Below are 23,499 nucleotides of genomic sequence, written 5' to 3'. Positions count from 1 at the left end.
TTGTCTGTACAGGAGTTGGGAGTAGTTGGAAGTTTAAATATTATGGCAACCATTAAATGTAGAAATATCACTTTTGATAATATCCAGGCAATTTTATTTGACAAAAACGGTACTCTAGAAGATTCAGAAACATATTTGCGATCGCTGGCACAAAAGGCAGCAAGATTAATAGATGCTCAAATTCCTGGAACTGGGGAACCTCTATTAATGGCATTTGGCATCAATGGCAATCTTCTAGATCCCGCAGGTTTAATATCAGTAGCAAGCCGCCGTGAAACAGAAGTTGCTACTGCGGCATATATTGCCGAAACAGGAAGAGGATGGTTTGAGTGCTTAAAAATAGCCCGTCAATCTTTGGATGAAGCGGAAAAATACATTGGACAAACTGCTTCACCACTGTTTGTAGGTAGCTTAGAAATTTTGAAATACCTGCGGGAGGGTGGTCTAAAACTTGGTATCCTCTCAGCTGCGACAACTGAAGAAGTACGAAATTTTGTAGCCAATCACCAGTTAAGTGATTATATCCAGTTAGAAATGGGCGTAGATGAAGGGCCAAGTAAACCAGATCCAGTGCTATTTTTGCAAGCTTGCCAAGCTTTGGGAGTTGAACCGAACGCTACATTAATGGTAGGTGATTCAGTTGGTGATATGCAAATGGCGCGTAATGCTAAAGCCGCAGGTTGTATTGGTATCACTTGGGTAGGTAAGTCAGATCATGTCCGAGGTGCGGATATAGTGATTAATCAACTTGATGAAATCAAAATTGTAGAGGGTTAATTTAATATGAGTTCGGTGAACTCAAAAAACGACAGTTGGGGCTTTTTCTGACACATTAGTTTTCAGATGGTATAGAAATCATCTATGTCACAGAATTCTTGTATCAAATCAAGTCAAAATACCATAGTGTCTGTCAATACCTAATACCATTTCTTTGTGAGGCTGCGCTAAATTTTGGACTTTAGACTAAAGCAAGCGATCATTGGGCAGTGGCAGTGGGAAAAATGAAGAGATGCCTGTAAGAACAAGCATCCAATGGCGGAAGATGAAAGTTTATTTCCGCCGACCTGTACTAGATCGCGCTACAACGTTCCCAAAATGATTAATAAAAGTAGATATACGGACATAATTGTTCCAGTTGTGTCACCAAATTTAGTAGTCTCAAAGGCTGAATTTTTTGCTGACTATTACTAACTATTAAGTTCGTGAAACTTTGTAAAAACTGTCATTTAGATAACCTCAAAAGTAGATGTAGAGCTAATTTTTCCTTATTAACTGCTTAAGCAGAAGTTTGGGTTTAATAGATATTATGAGCTTTTTGTCTATAGATATAGCGGTCGAACTATAGGTTAGGACGTTAGCAATGGGCTTAAGTCCCTTTTCTTAAGGATTATTTTGTCCTAAGCTTTGCTTCCCTTGCTATAGTTTATAAATTTAAAGGACATATTTGCATTATTTTTGACTTTTTATTTAACAAGTAAGGTATTGTATTTTTAAATAAATAGATAAATACTAGTAAAAGTGATACAGGCAATTAAAAGTCTAATCACAGCCGCAAAAAACTACACTTGGGTAACATTTAAAATGGCTAAAATTACAATTAATCAACTTACAATTCCTTCTGACCTGAATTCATCTGGCAATCAATCCTCTACCAACTTCAAAAGCTTTTTTAGTGAGCTAAATGAGCTTACTAAAGAAGAGATGACTTTGGTGATTGGAGGCATGGTAAGCATGGATGCTGTAATCATGGATGTTGACGGCAGTTGCACCGCTGCTTGTGGGATTTGTACATAAGATATTCGATGTAGGGAGAGGGCAGTTCGATCGATGTGGGCAACTCAATACCCCTTCATCATACACCTATCAAAAGCTGACCATCCTATTGTCATGGATAAACTTGTGTGCCCTTTCATCACTTAGAGTGGTTCGATATCTCACACAAGTCCCACAGCATTGTTAATTGATCTGGTAAGCACTTTCGCTTATCTTTTTGGTAATTTTTCTACTAGCTATAGCAATCCTATTTGAGATCCGAACAGGCTTCATAGTGATGCAACTTAGGAAAATCAAATTCTTGTTGATTGATAAAGAATCTTAATATAGTACTAAGGTACTGTTAAGTTTGATTTTATTTAAGATTGCTATAGCAGTTTACTTCCCCAAAAGAAACTTGCTAGTTAGCTTAAGTTTTAGTTTGTAAAGTTCTCTAAGATATAACCTTTTTATTAAAATCAGGGCGAAAGAATAGATAGTTTCTCCGAAAGATTCTCCAGAAAATTTTTGCAAAGTAAGTGAGATTTTATGCCTAAGACAGGTTTAGCGTTTCGGCGTCATATCAACAAGTCTCAAATTCTTGATTTCCAAGATTCATTTGACTGCCTTGAGTTCTTAGTAGAATCATATTCTGCTCTCTCTGACCCTCAGTTAAAAGAACTTCGCAACTTGTCTAATTTATTTACACTAATTCCTCATGGACTCAGCTTATCAATCGGTTCTGTAGAACGTCCGCCACAGTCATATTTTGATACTATTGCTCGTTTATTAGAGATCACACAGCCTACATACTATAGCGAACACTTTGCATTTACACAAACAACAGAAAAAAATATTGATACTCTATCTCCGCTCTGGTACACAGATGAATTATTAGATGTTGTCATTACAAATGTAACAAGTATTCAACGTTTTTTAGGACTACCCCTTATCCTAGAAAATATTGCTCATCCGTTTAATATACCTTTTAGCACCATATCTCAAGAAGATTTTATAGCATCTGTATGTCATGAAACGAATTGCGGTATTTTGCTGGATGTTACCAACATTTATATTGATTCAAAAAACTTTGGCACTGACCCAAAAGCATTTATAAGTAGACTCCCTAAGTCATCAATCAAGCAGCTTCACGTTGCTGGCTACTTAGAAAAAAATGGCTTTTTTACAGATACTCACTCAAGTGCTATTACACCTGAAATCTGGGAGATTTATGACTACGCTATATCGGTTTGTACTCCTGACTATGTAATTATAGAGAGAGAGTTTAATTTTCCACCCATAATCGAAATTATAACGGAAGTTGAACGAGCTCGTAAGCCAGTAATCAACCACGAGTTGTCTTAAGGTTTGTATTTTTTGTAAAATACTACATAACTTATTAGTACGCTTAAATGGTGAAGCAATGTCATTAGTTGAATTCCAACGTATACTCTTAAAAATATATACGAGTCCATCATTCCGCACAACTTTAAGAATGAACTTTAATAAAAGCTTGCAAGGTTATGAACTAAGCGAAATTGAAGTCAGTGCTTTAACTCAGTTAGCTGTTGCTCAAGAGTCAAATCAGCTTCAATTAAAAGAATTCAATGATTATTTACTGAACAAAAAGTTTTATAGTTTATGGGATGGCTTTAGAACAGTAAGTACTTTTTTTGACTTTTTAAAAGAAGAGGTAATAACCAGCATCAAATATTGTTATGATTTTAAAAGCAGAAGTGATATACAAACTTTTGACTATTTTGCTAATCTTCTTTATAAATTTTCTGATAAATCCGAAGAACCCATTCTTAAATGCTTCAAAGAGGTTGTAAGGTATGACTTAATAGCTTGTAAAGCTCCTCTGCTAGCTTTGCAATATCAAAAATCCGATGAAATAAAAATGCAAATAGCTAGCAATCCAGCTAACCTTATTGGAAACATAGACTCTCTACTTGTTACTAAGTCCCCATCAGTTTTTATTGAAGAGTTTAATTATAATATTCCGGCTTTATATAAAGGTATAAATATCAACGAACTACAAACTGAACCTAGTATCTTTGCTTTCATCCTTTTGGATATCCAGTTGGTGAATGTTTGTCATTTATCGCCAGCTATTCAATTTCTTGTTAACAAAGCTGAGTCACCTATATCAATAGAGAACCTTGTAAGAGAAGCTGCATTTTTTCATAATCTTACTAATATTCCAGAAAAATTTAAACAAATTTATGTTGAGTTAATTCAAAAACTCTGTAAACAAGGGATTTTGCTAGAATCGTGGAATTAGCGAAAAGTAGGTGTCATGCATGTTTAAAGCTTGTTTTACTCAACTCAGCCCTGCTGGGTCTTTTCTTGTTGCACTGATGTCTTAGGCATACTTGACAAATGTACCCTTATTCTTCTCGATAAAACTACGTTTTTATTGAGAATTAACGACGAAATCATAAGGGTTAGAAAAAACGTGAGTGAATACTCTCACAAATGTTGAAAAAGATCCGGGTAATGGATAGCCTTTTAAGAGAGGGAGGTTGGGAGGGTGAGGTTTGTCGAACTCACGTTTATTTAAGTCTCAGCTTTTTTATTTATTGAAATAAAGTCCATAAATAATCAAAACTTAAGTAGCCCGATTACTCTACTGAACCTTGTTTCTAATTATTATGTTTTTATCTAGCAGGAGAGACTTTATTTAATCAATTTTATTTTTTGTCTTTCTTCTCTTCTAAATTGGCTATCTTTGTATTTTGCATAAGGGTATGGTCTTCATAATTTTGTTTTTCTTCTTTCTTCTCTTGTACAACTTGAGTAGCATATATTTCTACATCTCGCTGAATAATATCTTCTACATGACTTGCAAATAGATTAAATGCCTGTTGATGACTTGGATAAATACGATAAGGGCCTGTTAACTGCGAGAATTGCCACCCTTGGGTTTTCAAAGATTCAACTGTTCGGCGATAGTGTCGCCAGCGTTCTCCATAGTGAAAAAACTCTTCAATGGCAGCACTAATAGCAACTATTTGGCTCAAACCAAAAGTTGACCACACAATGATATCTCTATTGTTAGGTTTGAAATTAGTATTAATATTTAGACTTACCAATGCCGGGAGAACTACACCACCAATAATAGTTGTTATCCGTAAAAAATAATGGCGATCTCGCGATAAATTTGCTTTACCTTCCATCCAGAGTACTTGGTCTAACCAGCGCGATCGCAAAAAATGTTTTTGTACATCACCTAAGTTAATACCTGCAAATAACTTGTTAAAATCTTCTTTTAAAAATTCGTGATAACTATCTTTTTTTGGCATTTTTTACTCCTAATGAGAAAGTAACCCCTTAATTACTTTGCCTAAATTCTCAACTCCTTTCTCTATGTCGATTAAATCGATGTATTGTAATGTACCAGATTTAGCTAGCTTTTTGGCTCGTTCATCAGTAGCTTTTCCACGCAAAGCATCTACAAGTATATCTGCAGTTCTACCACTACCAGCAATCACAAGAACTACCCTGCTGCTATTAACGCTAGAAAAGGCATCCTTAAAGGTAATTTCACCACCGTTCAAGAGTACTGTCATCGAAGGTGCATCATTAGCCAACATAGTGGCAACACAAGATATCCAAGGAGACTCGTCGCCCCAATTCTTCCCAGGAACTAGTACAAAATGAGTATGGTTTGGCTCTAACGGTGTTAAATCAGTAGCAGTTTCCGAATGATTAGGTAAAGCCACTTTGCCTTCAGGTGTCACACCAACTAAAGCGAACTTAGCACCTATTTGGGTACGAGCTGTACCCATCATTCGCATAATTCCTGCATCCGTACCTCCATCCACAACATAAGCCCCCAAAGTTTCGGCGATGGGGGCTAAAACTTCCACAAACAACCGTTGAATACGGAGAAAGTCAGCTTCACTAATGTTACTTGCACCCCCCACTACTACTAAAACAGGACGCGAACCGCACAGCCCTATTGTCTCAAGAGCATAAGGCAATTCTTCTGGCTGTTCAACTTGAGTAGCTAATGCTGTTTGGCCATTCTTAAAGGTAAGTTTTAAACAACTTTTCATTTTTTCAAAATACTGACTGCTTAGGTTTTCTGGCGTAGAATTTCGCAGTCATTTTTTGCAAGCATTGTATTCCATTATTACCTTGACGAGAAGGAATTTTATGATACTTTTGTATGGGTTTATCATTGATTAATGTTTCACCAGATTTTTGCTTAAATGTAAATAGCGATGTCTACGGCAGACTAACCCTACACTTTAGCTTTTTACCATTATTTTTTCTGAAAAATTATTGATCCACAAAGTAATAGCTTCTTGTTTGTTGGCATCTTAAATTAGGATTTTACAGTTTATTTATGGACTATCGTGCCAATCTTTCAGTTAATCTCAATGATAAAACTTTAGCTATAAGTTCCTGCTCTCTCACTTTTTACTGTCACAGGTTCTGACTCTATATCCTCAATCTTATTAAACTCTCCAGCCTGCCAGCTATCTGTTATATCTTTGATGAAACTAGCTATAGGAATCGCAATTAATAAACCCAGTACTCCTCCCAACTTTGCACCCAGCAATAAAGAAATCACTACCCACACAGGATTTAAGCCAGTCAAATTACCAAGAATTCGAGGTGCAATGATATTAGAATTAACTTGGTCGATCGCAACAGCTACACCCAAGACTTCCACTCCTAACCAAAAATTTTGTAGCGCTACTAACAAACTTACTATGGCAATACCGACTCCCGTACCAAAGGGAAAGAGTGAAAATAAGCCAATACCGATGCCAAAAAGTAAAGCTAGGGGAACTTGCAGGGCTAAAAACACTAATGTAATTGTCACCCCTAACACCGCTCCCAATGTTGCTTGACCGATGAAGTAATTGTGGAAATCCTCTTGCAGTAATTCCCGTACTCTTGACCCAATATTAGGGGGAAACCACTGAAAAATTCCGTCCCAAAGACGTTCACCATTCAATATTAGGTAGATAGTCAACACTACTGCCAGCAACACATTGAGGACACTACCAATCGTATCGACAGCAAAACTAAGAATTCTACCAGTGAAGGACTGAAGTTGGTTAGATAATTGTTCCAGAACTTGGGTAAATAAACCACTTAAATTAATCGGAAGTTGCTGTTGACTTAACGCCCAATCCTGAAAAGCTTGCAGCTGCTGAGTACCAGAATCAATCCAACTGGGCAAAATATTAGCCAGTTCAACGAGCTGTTGAATAATCAACGGAACCAAGGTGATGCCTAAAGCTACTAAAATCACCACAGTCAAAAGTAACACTCCCCCGATCGCTAAGTTGCGTTTCACCCCTTGTTCTTGGAGAAACTGGATTGGATAGTTCAAAACAAAAGCTAGCAGGATGGCGGCAGCAATAATGTTAACTAAGGGTTGAAAATACTGTATAACCTGGAGCAATAACCAGCCGTTGAGAATCGCAATGGGAAAGGCCAATCCTATAGTTAACCATCGCGGCAGTTTGTTTGCTGATTGCATTAGTGATGACCTCATAAGAGTTCGTTCTAACTTTATTTTGGCTTTCTAGGGATGTGAAGAATAGGGAATAAGGGAGGACAAGATTATAACTATGCTCAATGCCCAAATTATGTTGGATTTTTCTTAATAAAATCCAACATAATTTTCTGATGCATTGCCCCTAAAGGTCGCACTTCACCAGCATTTTGTGAATAACAGTTACCTTGGCGAATCTCTTTTAGCGTAAATAACGCCATATCCCAGCCCTCATTCAGAACCAGTTGATTTAATTCCACCAAGAGTGGTGCATGAAAGACATGGCGGACAACTCTTTCGTTGAAATAACAGCCAAATTCAACAAAGGGTGGTGAATTATAGCCGATTTCTTCTAAAATTTCTCGTTTTACCGCGACATCTGGCGTTTCACCAGGTTCGATGTGACCGCCGAACAGCGCCCAGTAACCAGGGTAGAGAATACCAGGGATGTTGTCACGCAGTTGCATGAGAAACTTGTTTTTCTGGTAAAGAATTGCGATCGCAACGTGCACCTGTTGATTGTTCATATCTTCATTTTTAATTGCTGATTATTCTTCTTCTAAATAAACTTCCCCCAATTCTTTGCCAGCTAAGGGAATACTTCGGTAGCGAACTTTACCCTTAATCACAACTTCTGAACCTTCACCCAGATTTTTTTGATTGGTGACAACCCAAATTTTGCCCGTTGAGTCCTTAATTTTATAAGCCCACTGTTTGATCAGGGGAGCTTGTTTTTCTACCTGGCCTTGGATGTAAACTATAGCCTGATTGTCTTGTTTTGGTTTAATTTGTCCAATTGGAGTGACATTTGTCCCAATTTTCAAGCCAGCCCCACGCAAGCCAGGCAATGTCAAGTTACCACAACTACAAAGTCCTGCTATCAGAAAAAAAGTCAACCCCAAACGGTAAGGAACAATACTGTGTCCGTAGAAGAATAAAAGGGATAAATTTCTAATTTGTTGCATAAAAGCCACTGATTTATTTATTTTGGGCATGGGGCACTGAGCATTGAGAAGAGACAAGGTAGACAAGGAAGAGGGGGGAGATAAAGGAGAGACTTGTTCAATAATTCCCCCTTGTCCCCTTGTCCCCCTTGTCTTTCCGTTTCCCCTACTTCCCATTCTCCCAATTCTTTATTCTTCAGATGATGCCGTTAATCTGAGAAAATAAATATTATGGATTTACTGTGAGAGAAACGCTACGACATCAAACAGCAACATAATAATAGTCGAAAGTCAAGATTCAAGAATCAATATTTTCATTTTGGACTTTGGACAACAAGCGAACATAGCTGGGAATTTTCATGGAAACAAAAACTGCCAAACTCCTTGATGGGAAAGCTTTAGCTGCAAAAATTCAGCAAGAACTTTCTGTTGCTATTAGACAATTACAATCAAAAATTGGACGACCACCTGGTTTAGCAGTGTTGATGGTTGGTGATAACCCAGCGTCAGCCGCTTATGTACGCAATAAAGAAAAAGCCTGCGCTCAAGTTGGGATCGCTTCTTTTGGTAAGCATTTTCCTGCCCAAACTACCCTTGGGGAGTTAGAAGAGGTAATTGCTGCACTCAACCACGATGAAAGAGTGGATGGCATTCTTGTACAGTTGCCCTTACCTAACCACCTGGATGCTGTAACTCTGCTACATCAAATTGATCCCAATAAAGATGCTGATGGACTGCACCCAGTTAACTTGGGGCGACTAGTACGGGGAGAAAGCGGTTTACGTAGCTGCACCCCAGCTGGTGTGATGCGGCTTTTACAAGAATATGAGATTCCTTTGCAGGGAAAACAGGCAGTAGTAGTGGGGCGCAGTATTTTGGTGGGTAAACCGATGGCGCTGATGCTATTAGAAGCTGATGCTACAGTCACGATCGCTCACTCGCGATCGCATGACCTGAAAACCATCACCCAAAATGCTGATATTCTAATTGCAGCAGTAGGTCGTCCCGGATTGATCTGTGCTGATATGGTGAAACCGGGCGCTGTTGTGGTAGATGTGGGGATGAATCGTGTCACCGATGCTAATGGCAAAAGTCGCCTGATTGGCGATGTCCATTTTGAATCAACCGCTGATGTAGCAGGATTTATCACCCCAGTTCCTGGTGGTGTTGGCCCGATGACTGTTGCCATATTGTTGGAAAATACATTTGCTAGCTATTCCAGAGCGGCAAAAGAAGAAAGAAAGTGAACAGTTAAAAGTTATTCTTAATAACTCTTAACTCCTAAATCCTCTAAAGATGTGATTAATCGCATCTGTGCTCCTAACTTTTCATTTTTTTGAGCGCCACAGCACCTTAAAATTGTGACGTATAAGGCAAAAATCGCAAAATGTCAGGAATTAAAGAATGGTAGCAACTGATAACGTGCAAAAGACACCACCAGAGGAAGCCACATTTAACTTAGCAGCCTATTTAAAAGAGCGACAAAAGCTTTGTGATAATGCTTTAGATCGGTCTATCCAGGTCATTTATCCAGAAAAGATTTATGAGGCGATGCGTTACTCGTTATTAGCTGGAGGTAAGCGTGTACGTCCCATTCTTTGCCTTGCCACCTGTGAAATGATGGGTGGAACCATTGAGATGGCCATGCCAACAGCTTGTGCTGTGGAGATGATCCACACAATGTCGTTGATTCATGACGACCTCCCAGCGATGGATAATGACGATTATCGTCGTGGCAAGCTGACGAATCATAAAGTCTATGGCGAAGATGTAGCGATTTTGGCTGGAGATGGCTTGTTGGCTCTTGCTTTTGAATCTGTTGCCATTCAAACTCCCCAAAGCGTAAAAAGAGAGATAGTCTTGCAAGTCATTGCTCGTCTTGGTCGAGCATTGGGGGCAAGTGGTTTGGTCGGCGGTCAAATTGTAGATTTGGAGTCGGAAGGTAAATCTGATATTTCCTTAGAAACCCTAAATTTCATTCATAAACACAAAACAGCCGCCCTTTTGGAAGCTTGCGTAGTTTGTGGCGGGCTGATAACTAATGCATCACCTGAAGATGTGCAGCGCCTAACCCGTTATGCTCAAAATATTGGCCTAGCATTCCAAATCATTGATGATATTTTGGATATCACTTCTACCCAAGAGCAATTAGGTAAAACAGCTGGCAAAGACCAAAAAGCCCAGAAAGTCACCTATCCTAGCCTTTGGGGAATTGAAGAATCGCGCTCAAAAGCTCAAGAGCTAGTTAAAGCAGCTTGTGTGGAATTAGAACCATTTGGAGACAAAGCCAAACCACTCCAAGCGCTTGCTCATTTTATTACTAGCCGTAATAACTAATAACGCTTTGGATAATTCGTAATTCCTATACCATAAGCGTTTCATTGATTGAGAATGGGTAGTATCGCAAGGCGGAATTCAAAATTCAAAATTCAAAATTCAAAATGAATACAGCATAAGCGTTTCGTTGATTTGGAATGGTGAGGCAGTCCGCTTTTATAGGGGGTTTCCCCCATGAGGAACTGCCGAACCCGAAGGGGTGGTTTATTTACGCCGTACTGTAGTATCTTATTTACACCATACTGTACTACTACTGCCCAGCAAAATTAAAAATTCACTGATTCAAAATTATAAAAGCTGATCAAATAAGCTTTTAGATTATTTTGAATCCTTGGTCTTTTTCCAACGTGATAGATTAATTTGGGAATTTTGGGTTGAATCTAAATGTTTCCTCAACCAACAACTGCTGCTAATATTTATTAACTTAACCAAAATACCATGCAGGACATAGGCAACATTTTAGACAACCGGGTGCTGCTGGTTGCTCTGGTAGCTTGTTTAATTGCTCAAGCATTAAAGCTCGTGGTTGAGATCGTCAAAAATCGCAAACTGAATGTGCGTGTTTTGGTGACAACCGGAGGTATGCCCAGTGCCCATTCGGCTCTGGTTACGGCTCTAGCCGCTGGTGTAGGGCAAACACTGGGTTGGGCATCTCCTGATTTTGCCGTTGCGATCGTTTTTGCCATCATTGTCATGTATGATGCAGCCGGAGTTCGTCAAGCAGCTGGTAAACAAGCTCGTATTCTCAATCAAATGATTGATGAATTATTTCATGAGAAACCAGATTTTAGCCAAGACCGTCTCAAAGAGTTACTCGGACATACACCTGTTCAGGTAATCGCTGGGTCGGCTTTGGGTATAACCATTTATTGGTTAGCTAGGTCTGCTTATTGAACTAGGGCAATAAATCTTTGTTTGAGCAGCTATTGATAATTAGTAACTGGTAATTTGTCAATCAAATTTGAATTTTGGATTTTAGATTTACCCCGTGAATAAATTCAGGGGATTAAAGGTGAAAGGATTTATTCCAAATAACTTGTTTCTCACAGAGCGAATATAAATAAATATATTCGCTTAAAACCTTTTTAAATTTTGAATTTAAAATCCAAAATTTAAAATCTAAAATTCTGTCAATTGACAAATTACCAATCTGGTAGGTTGCATCAAGATGCCAGTGAACTCAATATCACTAAAACCGCACAGTCGAGCGCAGCAGAATCACTTTACGACTATCTACTAGGCTGGCAACGAAACCGCCATTGTTTAGTTTTTGCAATGTGTTATAAGCTTCACTTTGGTTAGTGGTATAAACTGCTAGCAAGTAAGGGCGTTGTCCATACGAAACAAAACCGACGTTACCTCCGACTACTTGCTGCACACTATTTACTAGTTCTGGACGGTTGTAATAATCTACCAGTACTGCATAACCTTCTCCTAATGCTTGAGGATTATAGCTGACTGTCTGCTGGGGTGGTTTTGGCTGTGACTGTGGCTGTACATCTGCCGTTGTTGTTGGTCGAGTGGTAATGATGGCAGACAAGCCAACAATATTGCTGACATATCTTGCCCAACGATTGGCATCGTCAATTTTGTTAAAGCCCCCGACTCGTGTCACGGTTTCGTTGAGATATTTACAGGTGATAGTTTTAAGTTCAGGTGGTAAGGCGCTACGTAACTGCTTTTGATTATTTGCTGTGGGACTGACTACTAATAAAAGATACTCACCTGCATTTGGTGGTTGACAAGAGGGAATGGTTTTTTGAGCAAGTACAAAACTCATGCCACCAATCAACCCTGCGTAAGCGAAGCTCGTCGCAGACATCGCTAATCCTAAAACACTTGGTAAAGTCTGAAATCTACGCACAAAAGTTAGATTATGTAAATTAAGGTGTCTTAGAAGATTTTATAAAAAAATATTTTGTTCCCCCAAAATAATATAGCACTAGTCTATACGTAGTAATTGATTGACAATCGCCATTTTGGGAAACTGTGACTGAGAAATTGATGTGGCTGTTGGTATTTTTGGTGATATTATGGTAAGATATGCTTTTTTAAATCATCTATCTAAGTAAATTGGATAATTTATTTTCTAGAAGTCTCTTATTCCTAGTACTGTCAGTAAAAAACTACATCGATCAACCGAATCAGGAATGGGGAAAAAGCAGGGAAGCAGAGGAGAAGTTGTAGTATCTTCTGCTCTGCCTCTTGTGCTTATTTACTATGGACTAAGATACGGTAGCTAACGATGCTAAAGCATCTGGTATTGCCTCAGAAGGAGCCTGAAATTCTCCAGTGATAACGTACTCTAAACGCAGTTTTAACCAAGTAATAAATTGAGGATTTGTAGAAATAATTGCTACTGCTGGTTGGGGACACTTTGTCTTTAGCTCTTTAAACTGCGGTGTTTCCAAGAAAGCTGGTTGCTCAACCAACCAAAAATCTATTTGTTTTTCTTGTTCGTGGTAGTTTCGGGTGCGTTCTTTGAGAACTTCGTGTATCGGTTCTTCTTGGAGAAGAAAGCGTTGACTTGCCAAAACGTAATAGTATGTTTGCATTTTCATCCTTTGGTTGCTATGTGAATAATTTCAGGGCATAGTAACTCTGTACCCTTATAAACTAACTTTTGTGAGATTTCTTGAACCAAGAACTGAACGGACAAGCACTTTTTTGGTTTTCAGATTTTGTCTGTTTGCCACCAGATGTTAGCTTTTCCAAAAACAGATTATTGTCAAAGTAGTGTTCTAAAGAAATAATCTTCAAGTCATCGGTAACTTTTGCAATGCTCATGCCGATAATTTCTAGCGTCTCTCCAGTAGGTGTATGGTCTTTGTATTCTCCGTTAAAATGTCCCCAATGGCGCCATTTAAATGTTACATTCGGTGGTCCTGAGAAAACTTCCAGCACTTCCCAAGGAAATCCTTGAGGAAATGTTGTGTGGAAGACTTTTGCGGATGATTCAAAGCTTTCTTCTGAAGCCTTGTAATCTTCTGAATCAGCCATAAATAGATTGTAAGTACCTTGGGCTGATACATCTGCTGCTGTGTACTCTACTCCACCATTGGTACTAACCCGAAACTGTTCATTAACAATAGATAACCACTCTTGCGGGTTAGCTTTGAAGGATACCTCCATCTCGAAGGTTCTCACCAAGTTTTGTACGATCGCTTCCAGTGTTCCTTCAAGATGATTGTAGGTACTTTCTTTAGCAAGATTCTCTTTTGAACGGGAATAATCAGGCGGTGTCTGATAGCGCCACTCGACATCAGTGCTTTCTGCTATCACCTTATCTCTATCCTGTACCCAAAGCGGCAGGTTGTTAGATTGTGTTGCGCTCATAGAAGTTTTTGCTGAAGATTTGATCCCAATTTCTAGATTTCGCAGTGACAACCCCTTTAAATGTTGGGGACTGGGGGAGCAGGGGAGAAGTTGCAGTAAGTTTTTCCCCTCTGCCCAATGCCCCATTCCCTATCCCCCATTCCCCCTTATAGCTTGTTTCATTTCCCTGACTGCTCTTTCCATACCTACTAATGCTGCCCGGCTAATGATGGTATGACCAATGTTCAGTTCTTCCATACCTGGAAGCGCAGCCACCGGATAGACGTTCCAGTAGGTGAGTCCGTGACCAGCATTGACTCGCAATCCAGCTTGAATCGCTTGCTCACAACCTTTAGCTAATATGGCTAATTCTCGCTGGCGATTTGTTTCATCTTTAGCCTCAGCATATTGTCCGGTGTGTAATTCAATAAACTGCGCCTGTACCTTGACAGATGCTTCAATTTGTGCTGATTCGGCATCGATAAATAAACTAACTGGAATGCTAGCGCTTTGCAATTTATCGACTATTTCGCCTATTCTAGCAATTTGCCCGACAATATCTAGTCCGCCTTCTGTTGTCACTTCTTCGCGCTTTTCGGGGACTAAGGTAACGTAATCTGGTTTGATATCGAGAGCGATCGCTAGCATTTCATCTGTAGCTGCCATTTCTAAATTCAGATGCGATCGCACTGTTTGCCGCAACAGTAGTACATCCCGATCTTGAATATGCCGCCGATCTTCGCGCAGATGCACCGTAATTCCATCTGCACCCGCTAATTCTGCCAGTACCGCTGCCGCTACTGGATCTGGTTCCACCGTCCGCCGCGCTTGCCGGATGGTGGCGATGTGGTCAATGTTAACGCCAAGTGTAGGCACCCCAAATTTCTCCCAAATCCACATTCTTTAGAACTTGATTTTACCGAAAATAGCAGTAGTTTTGCTGAAGAAGCTTAAGACAGATTACACACCTAAAATGCAATGTCTTTTTCCTTATTCATGCAACAACGTCGGCTGTAGACGATTGCTCGTTGTCATATTGCTTTACTTTACATCTAGATGGATAGACAGCTTGACCGAAAGGTTTTACAATCTGACTGATTGTGGTGAATTTACCTATTGCCCAATCCATATAAGCATAGTAAAGATTTTCTAGTGATTCCGTTTGATTGCGGAAGCACTAACATTAATATAGGAAAGTCTTTGAGTAAAGGGCAGCAAACAAATGGATGTAAAGTTGATTCTAGCTGGATTAACAGTTATATTTACGCTTTCGTGCTTATTTTTTGGCACGAAGAATGGATTCTATGATTCAGATAACTATCATGGCAATGGCTCCGCACATTGAGATAAATCTGTAGACGCTCGATCGACTTCCCGGAGGGTGAGTTAGCTAAGAGCGCTCAAAACTTGTAAAGGAAAAAGAAACCAGAGGCAAATTCCTTGAGTTACTAGTTTGATAGCTTCTCGTTAGCCCACCTTTCCGAACAGTGCGGGTTCGGTGCAGGCGTCCTCCCCAATCAAAAATCCGTATTCTCAGGGTGTAGGGGCGCACGATAAAACTTACCCCTAAGTCACAAAAGCAAAATTTGTGTAACTTTTGGCTTTTGAGATATGTCCATGATGATGAGGTTTGAGGGGAGGAGAGCATGAGGGATAATCTATCGGCATCCTCTCGCGTAGATGCTGCGGAAGCGGGTAGTGAATTAGAATGTTTGCCCTATAGTGTCCAGCATGACAATGAGGGCGTGTGTTTATTGGTGAAAATGGGGCCACACCGCGTTCTCTTAGACTGTGGTTTAGAGGATATCTCATCGCTGGCTAAGGGGCTTAATAAGTCGGTACGTGGAAGTAGTTCGCTCCTACCAGCAGATTTAGTTTTGATTAGTCATGCCCACCCAGATCACGCTAAAGGCTTACTGGCGCTGCATAAAGCTTTTCCAAAGTTACCTATTTATGGTAGTGAGGTAACTAGCAAGTTACTACCACTGAATTGGGTAGACGAAGACCCGAAGGAAATTTCCCAATTTTGTCATGCCTTGCCATTGCGATCGCCTGTGGAATTCCAAGATGGTTTGGTGGCAGAATTATTTCCCGCTGGGCATTTACCAGGAGCAGTGGCAATTCTCCTAACATACACCACCCAGCAGCGGACTTACAAGCTACTGTATACAGGGGACTTTTTCTTATCAAACTCCCGACTAGTAGAAGGTTTGCGTTTAGAGGAACTGCGGGGTTTAGACTTGGATGTGCTAATCATTGAAGGTAGTTATGGCACATCCCGTCATCCCCATCGCCGTAACCAAGAAAATCAATTAGCCGAGCGAATTAATCGAGCGATCACTGACAATTGTTCTGTAATTCTTCCTACCCCAGCTTTAGGATTAGGTCAAGAATTATTAATGCTCTTGCGATCGCATCACCACTTCACTGGACGAGATTTAGATATTTGGGTAGATGGTGCTGTCGCCACTGGATGTGATGCATATCTTGAACTCTTACCCCATCTCCCCCCATCAGTGCAGAACTTCGCCCGCCATCAACCTTTGTTTTGGGATGAACGGGTACGTCCCCGCGTGCGTCGTCTACAACCAGAACATCGTCCCAGTGTAGGTAAGTCACCTTGTATTGTCCTCACCGACTCGACATCTGATTTAGGCGAACACTGCCAATTAAACACCGGGCCTTGGCTAATTCTCCTACCAGAAAAAATTGATATAAAAGTTAACAAAGAATATTTAGCGCCCACCACTCTTGAAACTTATCTCTTAGCTCAACATAGCGATGGCCCTGGTACTACGCAGCTAATTCATAATTTGCGACCGCAGCACGTGATTTTTGTCCACGGTTCCCCTGCCTACTTGGCAGACCTGACTAGTTTAGAGGAGTTGCAAAACCGCTACCACGTGCATTCTCCGGCGGCCAATACCTTAGTAGAACTGCCTATTGGCGACACATTTTTACAACCGGCAGCACCAGAGACTAACTATGAAGGCGAACTGACAGAGTTAGGAACAGTAATCACAATCACCCTACCGAATGTGATTACTGCCGATCAGCGTTGGCGGCAATTTGCCGATACTGGTTTAATCGAAGCTCGTTGGCAAGGGGAAGAATTAGTATTAAGGGGATTGTCTCAACGAGAACTGCTCAACCAAAACAGCGATCGCTACACATGGGCAGATGTAGACTGTTGTGGTACTTGCCGACATCAAAGGGGGCAGCGGTGTTGGAACCCAGCTTCCCCATTGTATAACTTTAAGGTAACTCTCGAAGGTTACTGTCCTGCCTTTGAAGGTTTATCTAGTCCTGAGTCCTGAGCTCTGAGTCCTGAGTTAGGATTTATGACTCAGCACTCGATACTCAGCACTCAGCACTGATTATTTATTCTGGATTCGAGTCATTGTAACGGTTGTGAATGCGCTCTGCTTCGGGACAATCTTCAGTCATCAGAGGTTCTATATTACCGCGTGGTACTGAAGCCAATTTTTGCGTTACAGCACCAATGCTCTCTAGGCGAACCATTTCTTCCCAAGAGCAAACTTCGTCCTCTTCTTCTGTTTCATAGCGTAGGGTCACTAAATCTCCCTCTATGTCTATGATGCGGGCGCGTTCAATCCAGCGTTGCTGGTCCCGCAAGAAAACACATACCTCGCGCCCATCGCAACACAGTTGATAAATCTTGCGGTGTAGCATGTATTGTTTCTGCCTTTTTAAACAACGTAGTTAAACCTGTCAAAATCTGGGTTCTACCCCATTACATTACACCTTTAAGAGGTTAATTTCACTTTCAGAACAAGTATGCTTCATTACCCAATCCCAAAATTTGCTTTTAGTTGTCAAAATATCAGGATAATATTGGGTCATAAATCAGATGCTCTAACAATGAATTCAATCTCCCTCCGGCTTATTCTAGGGAATGTCTGCTTCAATAGAAGTCAAACAATTCGGTACCTGTCCTAACCAGGTTTATATTTGTTGGTGAGTCATTCTTATCATTATGTAATAAAGAATACTCGAAAACAATCGTTGATTGTGGTTGTTTAACTTGCCTACTTTTAATCATTGGCATTACTGGGAAGTCCGGGGACTTGGCTTTACTTTTACCCACTTGTATCTGATCTTAACTCATTCTCTTGCTGACCTTGATACTTTTCAACAACAACACCCAAAAGTTTTGAGTTTTTCAGGTTTTTGCCTGAAAAAAGGCAACATAAGGGAAGAGGTAGAAGGAAAAGACCATGAGAAAATTCTACTCCATAAGTCTCAGGAGGATTTATGTGGTAAAGGAAATTCTATAAGCACGTTCGATGAGGATGCTTCTCGTTTAATTTTTCCAGCGCGAACTGCATCGTATAGGGCTGCAAGGTCTGGCAAATCCTCTGACTGATAGCATTTAGTGGCTAGCACCTGCTGGAGTAAACCTTCAGATTCAACACTAAGATATCCAGTTTGGAAAGCAGATGCAATAATTGTGCGAATCATCTTGATTAGGGCAGAGTGAGCAAATTATTAGGTCTAGTGTGGAACATTTTCCTCTCTTGCTAATTGATATGAAACATTAATACTGTGTGATTAGTATTACGCTCAATCAGTGATTTATATCACAATATGAGTTTTCGATACTCTAATATACACAGATAAAAGGGCACAGGAATTTTTAGCATCAATGCATCAATGTTGAAAAGCTGATACCTTAATAAAATTAAAATACAATAATTTTTTCCAAAAGCATCGACAAAATATAATGAAACATCAGCAATCAAGCAAAAAACTGGCGGAAATCTTCATCTTTTTGACTTAATTGCACCCAGTCTAAGTTTAAAGATTGGAATTTTTGCACCAAGCGATCGCAAGCCGGACGTTCGGTAGCATAATGTCCAGCATCGATTAAAATGAGATTGCGTAGGCCCAGCCCGCCGTAGGCATCGCGGCTTTCTTGAAACTGATGGAATTTACAATCAGAAGTCAGATAAGCTTGGGCACCTGTTTTGGCGACGGCTGAAATGTAACTAGCCCCCGAACCACCCAAAACAGCAACTCGTGAAATTGTTTCCTGTAAATCAGCACTTGGAGAAAAAATCAAATTAGGAGGAGAAAGTCGGGTTTGAATAGTTGCAAGTAATTCCTGTAATGTCAGAAATGGCTCTAGCAAACCAACACGACCATATCCTAATCCTGCTTGTGTAAGTTCTATAGGAGTAACTTCTTTGAGTTCTAAAATCTGAGCTAACACGTCAGCAGTCCCATCTTGCACTTGATCAAAATTCGTGTGAGCAGTGTAAATACCAATATTGTGGGTAAAGGCTAACCGTACCATTTCGGCGATCGCTTCACCAGTGCGTAAAGATTTGAGAGGATTAAAAATCAATGGATGATGGGCAAATATCAGATTAGCATTTAGAGCGATCGCTTCTTGCATTACCGCCAAAGTCGGTGTCAAACACACCAAAACCCGTGTTTTTTCCTGCAAAATACCTGGCTCAATTTGCCAGCCACAATTATCCCAGCTTTCACACCAGGCGGGATTCGCCCATTTTTCAAACCAAGTGATTAAATCAATAATTTTCATAACAATATTTTTCAGCAATTATTTTGTTTGCAGTAAGTTGTATATTTTTAAATTTTGAATTTGCTTTCAGTGTCTCTGTGGTTGAATATTTAATTTTAATGCTAATTGCTGGCGCATTTCCTGGAAAGGTTTGTTCCATACAGGGCTGGCATTCCAATTCCACACTGCTACTGGTATAAGTTGTTCTTGTGCCAAATAAGTGAACAGACGGTATTCATCTTCTGGTTCACGGGAAAAACTGAAGGGATTGCGATAACCTGTATCACACAGTTTATAACATACTACCTGACCGTGATTAATACGTTGTAAAAGTTCCTTACCTTTAGCAAGTAAATAATCCAAAAAAACTGGACTGAACGGCTCTATGTGTGCGCGATTATGTGGCTCTTTTTGTACCCATCTTGCCCACTCAAACCCATACATAAAATCGTGAACGTAGCGGAAGCGAATTTCTGTTTTAATTCCGAACATTTCCGTCAGAGACACCATCTTTGCGCCAAAAAGGTTTAAAAAAGTAATAGTACCTTCTTCTGCGACTAAAGCCTGTCTTAGCATACTGCTTACCATAAAATCAAAATCCCAGAAGATGTTTTCTGGAAAGTTTTGCAACTGAGCATAAACAATAGATTCTAATGTTTCCTGAATAGTTGCGATAATTTGAATGTTGTCATTTTTTTCGGCAATCACACTTCCTAACTCTGCAAAGCTAGTAATCAAAGTCTTTTGAGGATTAAGTGATAACAGGTTAACAGACTGCTGGGCAAGAATTTTGTCAATAAATTGGAAAGTGTGATTTGGTTTCAGGTCTTGCTTCATAGTAATTGACATTGCCCAAGCAGGTTACATTAAGTGTTATTTTATATTAGAATAAATAAACTATTAAACTTATATAAATAAACTTAACTTTTAAGTTTACAAACTGACATGAGATGCTCAGTATATGTCTAGTTAATTATCAATAAAGGAATTTTCCCATCCCAAGAGTGTAAAAATACTTAGTATAGTCTCACAAAAGTTAAGGGGACTATTGATTATTAACTTTGAACAAACTGCACAAAAAAATAGGACACTTGCGTAAGTGCTAATAAAATTTAACTACGGTTTCTATATTTAAGAAATTTGCTATGCAGAAATGTGGACAACTAGTTCTCTAGAATGACTGCGTTGACGATGTTCCCAAATATAAATTCCCTGCCAAGTTCCCAACGCCAAATGACCACGATTAATAGGTATATGTTCAGAAGTATGGGTAAGTGCAGTACAAATGTGTGCCGGCATATCATCGGAACCTTCGGCATCATGAATGTATTTGCCTGATTCTGGCACAAGCTTTGCCATAAAGTTAGCTAAATCTACAAGTACATCAGGATCAGCATTTTCTTGGATGACTAAACTAGCTGAAGTGTGGCGCAAAAATAAAGTACAAAGGCCAGTTTCTACTCCCGATTCTGCAACTATAGCTTCAATTTTTGCGGTGATATTTTGAAAAGATTTGCCAGTAGTAGAAATTCTGAGTAACTTTTGGTAGTGAGTCATGTGGAATAATGAAATTGAGGTATTATAAGCATATTAAACAAATTGTTCTTGCGATCGCCACACTACTCAACCATTACCGAAATTAGGATCTGATCCAAATATCGTGTCCCTGGAGAATGTTTACTAAAAATGTTACAAAAATATATTTATTAAATTCGTAAAAAACTAATTGTTCTGATCAAAATTAATGATTTTCAGCAAAGTAAACCGTAATTATTAGAGTTACTAGTTACTGAAAATCTAATTGGTTATTATATCCTCAATAAATTATCAATAATTATTGCATTAGCTTGACATAATGTCATCCGCGATCGCTATCTTTTTACTGCTTTAGTGTACATGTACTACATTGAGATGCGTTTGCCCTGGCCTTTTATCCATTCTACTGTGCTGTTGGTATGTGCCGCTAAGATTTCTAATGGCTTAATTTAATTGCGAATTGCGAATTGCGAATTGGTTCATACACTTTCAATCTTTTGTTAAGAAAGATGTGACTAATGCATATCAGTTGGCACTTTTATTCATATCCATCCTATGCTTGTATCAGGTGATAACGATCAAATGACCTTCTTGAAAGAAGAAAAGGCAATTGTTAAACATATATTCCTAATAGCAAAACATCTGAAAAAATCTTTCAAAGATGTGGCAAATTACGGACTCAGTTGTTTCTGTACTGTAGCTAGTCTTGATGGAGCCTTTAGACTTTCAGGTCAAGGTAACTTCAATGTCATCGGTAGTAGCTTATTTGGATTAACTAAAAGTTTGAAATTGGAATGTGAAAATGTATTTTGTCGAGCAATTGGTCTGAGTCCTGATATTAATGCTGAACAATTAGCACGTCACATCATTGCCGAACTCCACGATCCAAATCTTTATATTTCAGAAGTTGCCTACAGTTCACAAAGAGGAACAACTCTAATTAGTAAAGAGGATAGTAAATACCTACTGGGATTTTAATTATTCAGGACTGACGTAAAAACAGCAACAAGCTTTTATTAGTTTCGTTCATGTAGTGTCCGTTAAGTGGAACTTAACTTATCCTCACATCCAATCTCTCACTCAAAAAACCTATGCTTTACGACAGAAAACTCTCATCTAACGAAAAAGCTTTTGAGATTCTAAATCGCTGTGCTGACTCATCAAATATAGTAACAATTAGTCGCATTAAAGGACTTTTCACTGCGGAAATTCTTAGACAAGTTCTTGATATTATTCAACACGAGCATCCTTGGCTAAACTCTCGAATCGTCGGCGATTTGGACAATCTTTCCTTTGAAACAGGAACAAGCAAAATTCCTTTGCGGATTGAAGAGAAAGAATATGCTGAACAATACCAAGAAGTTGTTTCACAAGAATTGAACCAAAAAATGCAAAGCGCTCAAATCTTAATAAGAACTGTATTAGTTAAAATTAGTAAGGATAAACATTTAAGTTATCTAATCACAACTACTCATCATGCTATTTCAGATGGATTATCATGTATGAGTTTGCATTCACAAATATTTAAATACTGTCAAAGACTTGCATCAGGTGAAATCATTGATGAAATTAATATCCGCCCTCCACTTCCACCATTTACCGAGTTATTATCAGCAAGAATGCAGAGATTTAGAAGCAAGTTAAAACTTTTTATATTTTTATTTAAATATCAATTGGAATCAATTAAATATAAACCACAGGTATTTGAGATGGAAAAATACGTTCCTTTAAAGGAACGTTCTTGTGGAATGATTCAAAAAAGACTTAACAATGAGAAAACTACACAGCTAAAAAAGCTTTGTAAAAGCAATAATACAACAGTACATAATGCTATATGTGCAGCAATGCTGCTTGCGTCTGCCAGAAAACTAGTTATTTCTACAGAAATGAATATACAACTAAAATGCCAATCAACAATTGATTTACGTAAACGTATTCAACCAGTAATTAGAGATGAAGTTCTAGGTGTATTTACTTCTACTATTAAGACATTTCATAATATAAATAAAAATACAAATTTTTGGGAATTAGCAAGAGAAATTAAGCAAAAACTAGATATAGATTTAAAAAAAGATGATATTTTCAATAAACTTTTTATACTTGATAAACATTATAATTTTTTAATAGAAAATAAAAAAATATCAAACAGCACAAGCGTAAATGTAACTAATATTGGTCAAGTATCTATCCCTAAAATTTATGGACATTTTGAACTAGAAGAAATTAGTTTTATTCCAACAATTAAATTAGTAACTAGTTTAGTAGCAGTTTCAACTTTTCAAGGAACAATGATTTTAAATTTTCCATATATTGAACCATGTATAAGTAGGGAAACTATGGAAACTTTTGCAAATAACGTTATTTATAGTCTTCTCAATATTGCAGTAAATTACTAATTTTTGAGTATTTATGAAATTAAGCTCACGTTCGCGCAATCCAGGGTGAACGCATCTAAATATAGATTATAGTAACTTTTAGAATTATCTATATTATCTTGATTATCTTGAAATATTTTTTAGTTTTTATTAGTAAATAAGATTGCGTTTGTG

Annotated in this window: 24 protein-coding genes; 10 read left to right on the top strand and 14 right to left on the bottom strand. The window is 38.8% G+C overall.

All coding sequences use genetic code 11. The annotated features are described in order from the left end of the window. Window positions 1-42: 42 nt before the first annotated feature. From V7K56_RS10195 to V7K56_RS10180, 4 genes are all read left to right on the top strand, one after another. The gene (locus V7K56_RS10195) at window positions 43-777 is read left to right on the top strand and encodes an HAD family hydrolase (RefSeq protein ID WP_334910064.1); all 735 of its coding nucleotides are present in this window, start codon (window positions 43-45) and stop codon (window positions 775-777) included. 804 nt (window positions 778-1,581) lie between these two features. Continuing rightward, window positions 1,582-1,794 (top strand): hypothetical protein, encoded by a 213-nt coding sequence (locus V7K56_RS10190; protein ID WP_334910062.1) that lies wholly within the window; start codon window positions 1,582-1,584, stop codon window positions 1,792-1,794. Window positions 1,795-2,301: 507 nt separating this feature from the next. Next, window positions 2,302-3,117 (top strand): DUF692 domain-containing protein, encoded by an 816-nt coding sequence (locus V7K56_RS10185; RefSeq protein ID WP_334910060.1) that lies wholly within the window; start codon window positions 2,302-2,304, stop codon window positions 3,115-3,117. Window positions 3,118-3,175: 58 nt separating this feature from the next. Beyond that, window positions 3,176-4,036: a hypothetical protein gene (locus V7K56_RS10180; RefSeq protein WP_334910058.1), complete on the top strand. Its 861-nt coding sequence runs from the start codon at window positions 3,176-3,178 to the stop codon at window positions 4,034-4,036. 409 nt (window positions 4,037-4,445) lie between these two features. On the opposite strand, the gene V7K56_RS10175 is transcribed toward V7K56_RS10180, so the two are convergent. The 5 genes from V7K56_RS10175 to V7K56_RS10155 form a co-directional block, all read right to left on the bottom strand. Further along, window positions 4,446-5,057 (bottom strand): DUF4231 domain-containing protein, encoded by a 612-nt coding sequence (locus V7K56_RS10175; RefSeq protein ID WP_334910056.1) that lies wholly within the window; start codon window positions 5,055-5,057, stop codon window positions 4,446-4,448. 9 nt (window positions 5,058-5,066) lie between these two features. Continuing rightward, on the bottom strand, window positions 5,067-5,813 hold the full coding sequence (locus tag V7K56_RS10170; protein ID WP_334910054.1) for a hypothetical protein: 747 nt from the start codon (window positions 5,811-5,813) through the stop codon (window positions 5,067-5,069). Window positions 5,814-6,151: 338 nt separating this feature from the next. After that, a complete protein-coding gene (locus V7K56_RS10165; protein ID WP_334910052.1) occupies window positions 6,152-7,255 on the bottom strand; it encodes an AI-2E family transporter in 1,104 nt (367 codons plus the stop codon). Window positions 7,256-7,362: 107 nt separating this feature from the next. Next, window positions 7,363-7,797, bottom strand: a complete 435-nt coding sequence (locus V7K56_RS10160) for an NUDIX hydrolase (RefSeq protein ID WP_334910050.1) — start codon at window positions 7,795-7,797, stop codon at window positions 7,363-7,365. Window positions 7,798-7,818: 21 nt separating this feature from the next. Continuing rightward, window positions 7,819-8,235 carry a hypothetical protein gene (locus tag V7K56_RS10155; protein ID WP_334910048.1) on the bottom strand — a complete coding sequence of 139 codons (417 nt, stop codon included), beginning with the start codon at window positions 8,233-8,235 and terminating at the stop codon, window positions 7,819-7,821. Between the two features lie 338 nt (window positions 8,236-8,573). Here V7K56_RS10155 and folD point away from each other — a divergent pair, with 338 nt between their 5' ends. The 3 genes from folD (at window position 8,574) to V7K56_RS10140 (ending at window position 11,445) form a co-directional block, all read left to right on the top strand. Then, the gene (folD, locus tag V7K56_RS10150) at window positions 8,574-9,461 is read left to right on the top strand and encodes a bifunctional methylenetetrahydrofolate dehydrogenase/methenyltetrahydrofolate cyclohydrolase FolD (RefSeq protein ID WP_334910046.1); all 888 of its coding nucleotides are present in this window, start codon (window positions 8,574-8,576) and stop codon (window positions 9,459-9,461) included. 157 nt (window positions 9,462-9,618) lie between these two features. Further along, window positions 9,619-10,551 carry a geranylgeranyl diphosphate synthase CrtE gene (crtE, locus tag V7K56_RS10145; RefSeq protein ID WP_334910044.1) on the top strand — a complete coding sequence of 311 codons (933 nt, stop codon included), beginning with the start codon at window positions 9,619-9,621 and terminating at the stop codon, window positions 10,549-10,551. A 438-nt stretch (window positions 10,552-10,989) separates the two neighbouring features. Further along, window positions 10,990-11,445, top strand: a complete 456-nt coding sequence (locus V7K56_RS10140; RefSeq protein ID WP_190939008.1) for a divergent PAP2 family protein — start codon at window positions 10,990-10,992, stop codon at window positions 11,443-11,445. Between the two features lie 295 nt (window positions 11,446-11,740). Here the strand turns inward: V7K56_RS10140 and V7K56_RS10135 are convergent, their stop codons facing one another. The 4 genes from V7K56_RS10135 to V7K56_RS10120 all read right to left on the bottom strand — a co-directional run bounded on the left by V7K56_RS10135 (window position 11,741) and on the right by V7K56_RS10120 (window position 14,742). Further along, the gene (locus V7K56_RS10135) at window positions 11,741-12,373 is read right to left on the bottom strand and encodes a hypothetical protein (protein ID WP_334910042.1); all 633 of its coding nucleotides are present in this window, start codon (window positions 12,371-12,373) and stop codon (window positions 11,741-11,743) included. Window positions 12,374-12,776: 403 nt separating this feature from the next. Beyond that, window positions 12,777-13,106 carry an MgPME-cyclase complex family protein gene (locus tag V7K56_RS10130; RefSeq protein ID WP_334910040.1) on the bottom strand — a complete coding sequence of 110 codons (330 nt, stop codon included), beginning with the start codon at window positions 13,104-13,106 and terminating at the stop codon, window positions 12,777-12,779. 61 nt (window positions 13,107-13,167) lie between these two features. Then, window positions 13,168-13,887: a SnoaL-like polyketide cyclase gene (locus V7K56_RS10125; RefSeq protein ID WP_334910038.1), complete on the bottom strand. Its 720-nt coding sequence runs from the start codon at window positions 13,885-13,887 to the stop codon at window positions 13,168-13,170. A gap of 129 nt (window positions 13,888-14,016) precedes the next feature. Beyond that, window positions 14,017-14,742, bottom strand: a complete 726-nt coding sequence (locus V7K56_RS10120; RefSeq protein ID WP_334910036.1) for a pyridoxine 5'-phosphate synthase — start codon at window positions 14,740-14,742, stop codon at window positions 14,017-14,019. A 770-nt stretch (window positions 14,743-15,512) separates the two neighbouring features. On the opposite strand from V7K56_RS10120, the gene V7K56_RS10115 reads away from it, so the two are divergent. Beyond that, window positions 15,513-17,183 carry an MBL fold metallo-hydrolase gene (locus V7K56_RS10115; protein WP_334910034.1) on the top strand — a complete coding sequence of 557 codons (1,671 nt, stop codon included), beginning with the start codon at window positions 15,513-15,515 and terminating at the stop codon, window positions 17,181-17,183. A 64-nt stretch (window positions 17,184-17,247) separates the two neighbouring features. Here V7K56_RS10115 and V7K56_RS10110 read toward each other — a convergent pair whose 3' ends face one another. From V7K56_RS10110 to V7K56_RS10090, 5 genes are all read right to left on the bottom strand, one after another. Beyond that, complete coding sequence (locus V7K56_RS10110) at window positions 17,248-17,559, bottom strand: DUF6679 family protein (RefSeq protein WP_334910032.1); 312 nt, start codon at window positions 17,557-17,559, stop codon at window positions 17,248-17,250. 570 nt (window positions 17,560-18,129) lie between these two features. Then, window positions 18,130-18,348, bottom strand: a complete 219-nt coding sequence (locus V7K56_RS10105) for a hypothetical protein (protein WP_104904795.1) — start codon at window positions 18,346-18,348, stop codon at window positions 18,130-18,132. A 277-nt stretch (window positions 18,349-18,625) separates the two neighbouring features. After that, window positions 18,626-19,435: a Nif3-like dinuclear metal center hexameric protein gene (locus V7K56_RS10100; protein WP_334910030.1), complete on the bottom strand. Its 810-nt coding sequence runs from the start codon at window positions 19,433-19,435 to the stop codon at window positions 18,626-18,628. A 66-nt stretch (window positions 19,436-19,501) separates the two neighbouring features. Further along, window positions 19,502-20,251 carry a hypothetical protein gene (locus V7K56_RS10095; RefSeq protein ID WP_334910028.1) on the bottom strand — a complete coding sequence of 250 codons (750 nt, stop codon included), beginning with the start codon at window positions 20,249-20,251 and terminating at the stop codon, window positions 19,502-19,504. Between the two features lie 306 nt (window positions 20,252-20,557). Beyond that, window positions 20,558-20,971 carry a secondary thiamine-phosphate synthase enzyme YjbQ gene (locus V7K56_RS10090; RefSeq protein ID WP_334910026.1) on the bottom strand — a complete coding sequence of 138 codons (414 nt, stop codon included), beginning with the start codon at window positions 20,969-20,971 and terminating at the stop codon, window positions 20,558-20,560. Between the two features lie 561 nt (window positions 20,972-21,532). Between V7K56_RS10090 and V7K56_RS10085 the strand changes: the two genes are divergently transcribed. After that, window positions 21,533-21,928: a hypothetical protein gene (locus tag V7K56_RS10085; RefSeq protein ID WP_334910024.1), complete on the top strand. Its 396-nt coding sequence runs from the start codon at window positions 21,533-21,535 to the stop codon at window positions 21,926-21,928. Between the two features lie 113 nt (window positions 21,929-22,041). Continuing rightward, a complete protein-coding gene (locus V7K56_RS10080; RefSeq protein ID WP_334910022.1) occupies window positions 22,042-23,346 on the top strand; it encodes a phthiocerol/phthiodiolone dimycocerosyl transferase family protein in 1,305 nt (434 codons plus the stop codon). Window positions 23,347-23,499 lie beyond the last annotated feature (153 nt).

The organism is Nostoc sp. (assembly GCF_036917535.1).
Classification (GTDB): domain Bacteria; phylum Cyanobacteriota; class Cyanobacteriia; order Cyanobacteriales; family Nostocaceae; genus Nostoc.
Note: the sequence above shows the minus strand (reverse complement) of the source record. Positions and strands in the feature narration are given on the sequence as shown.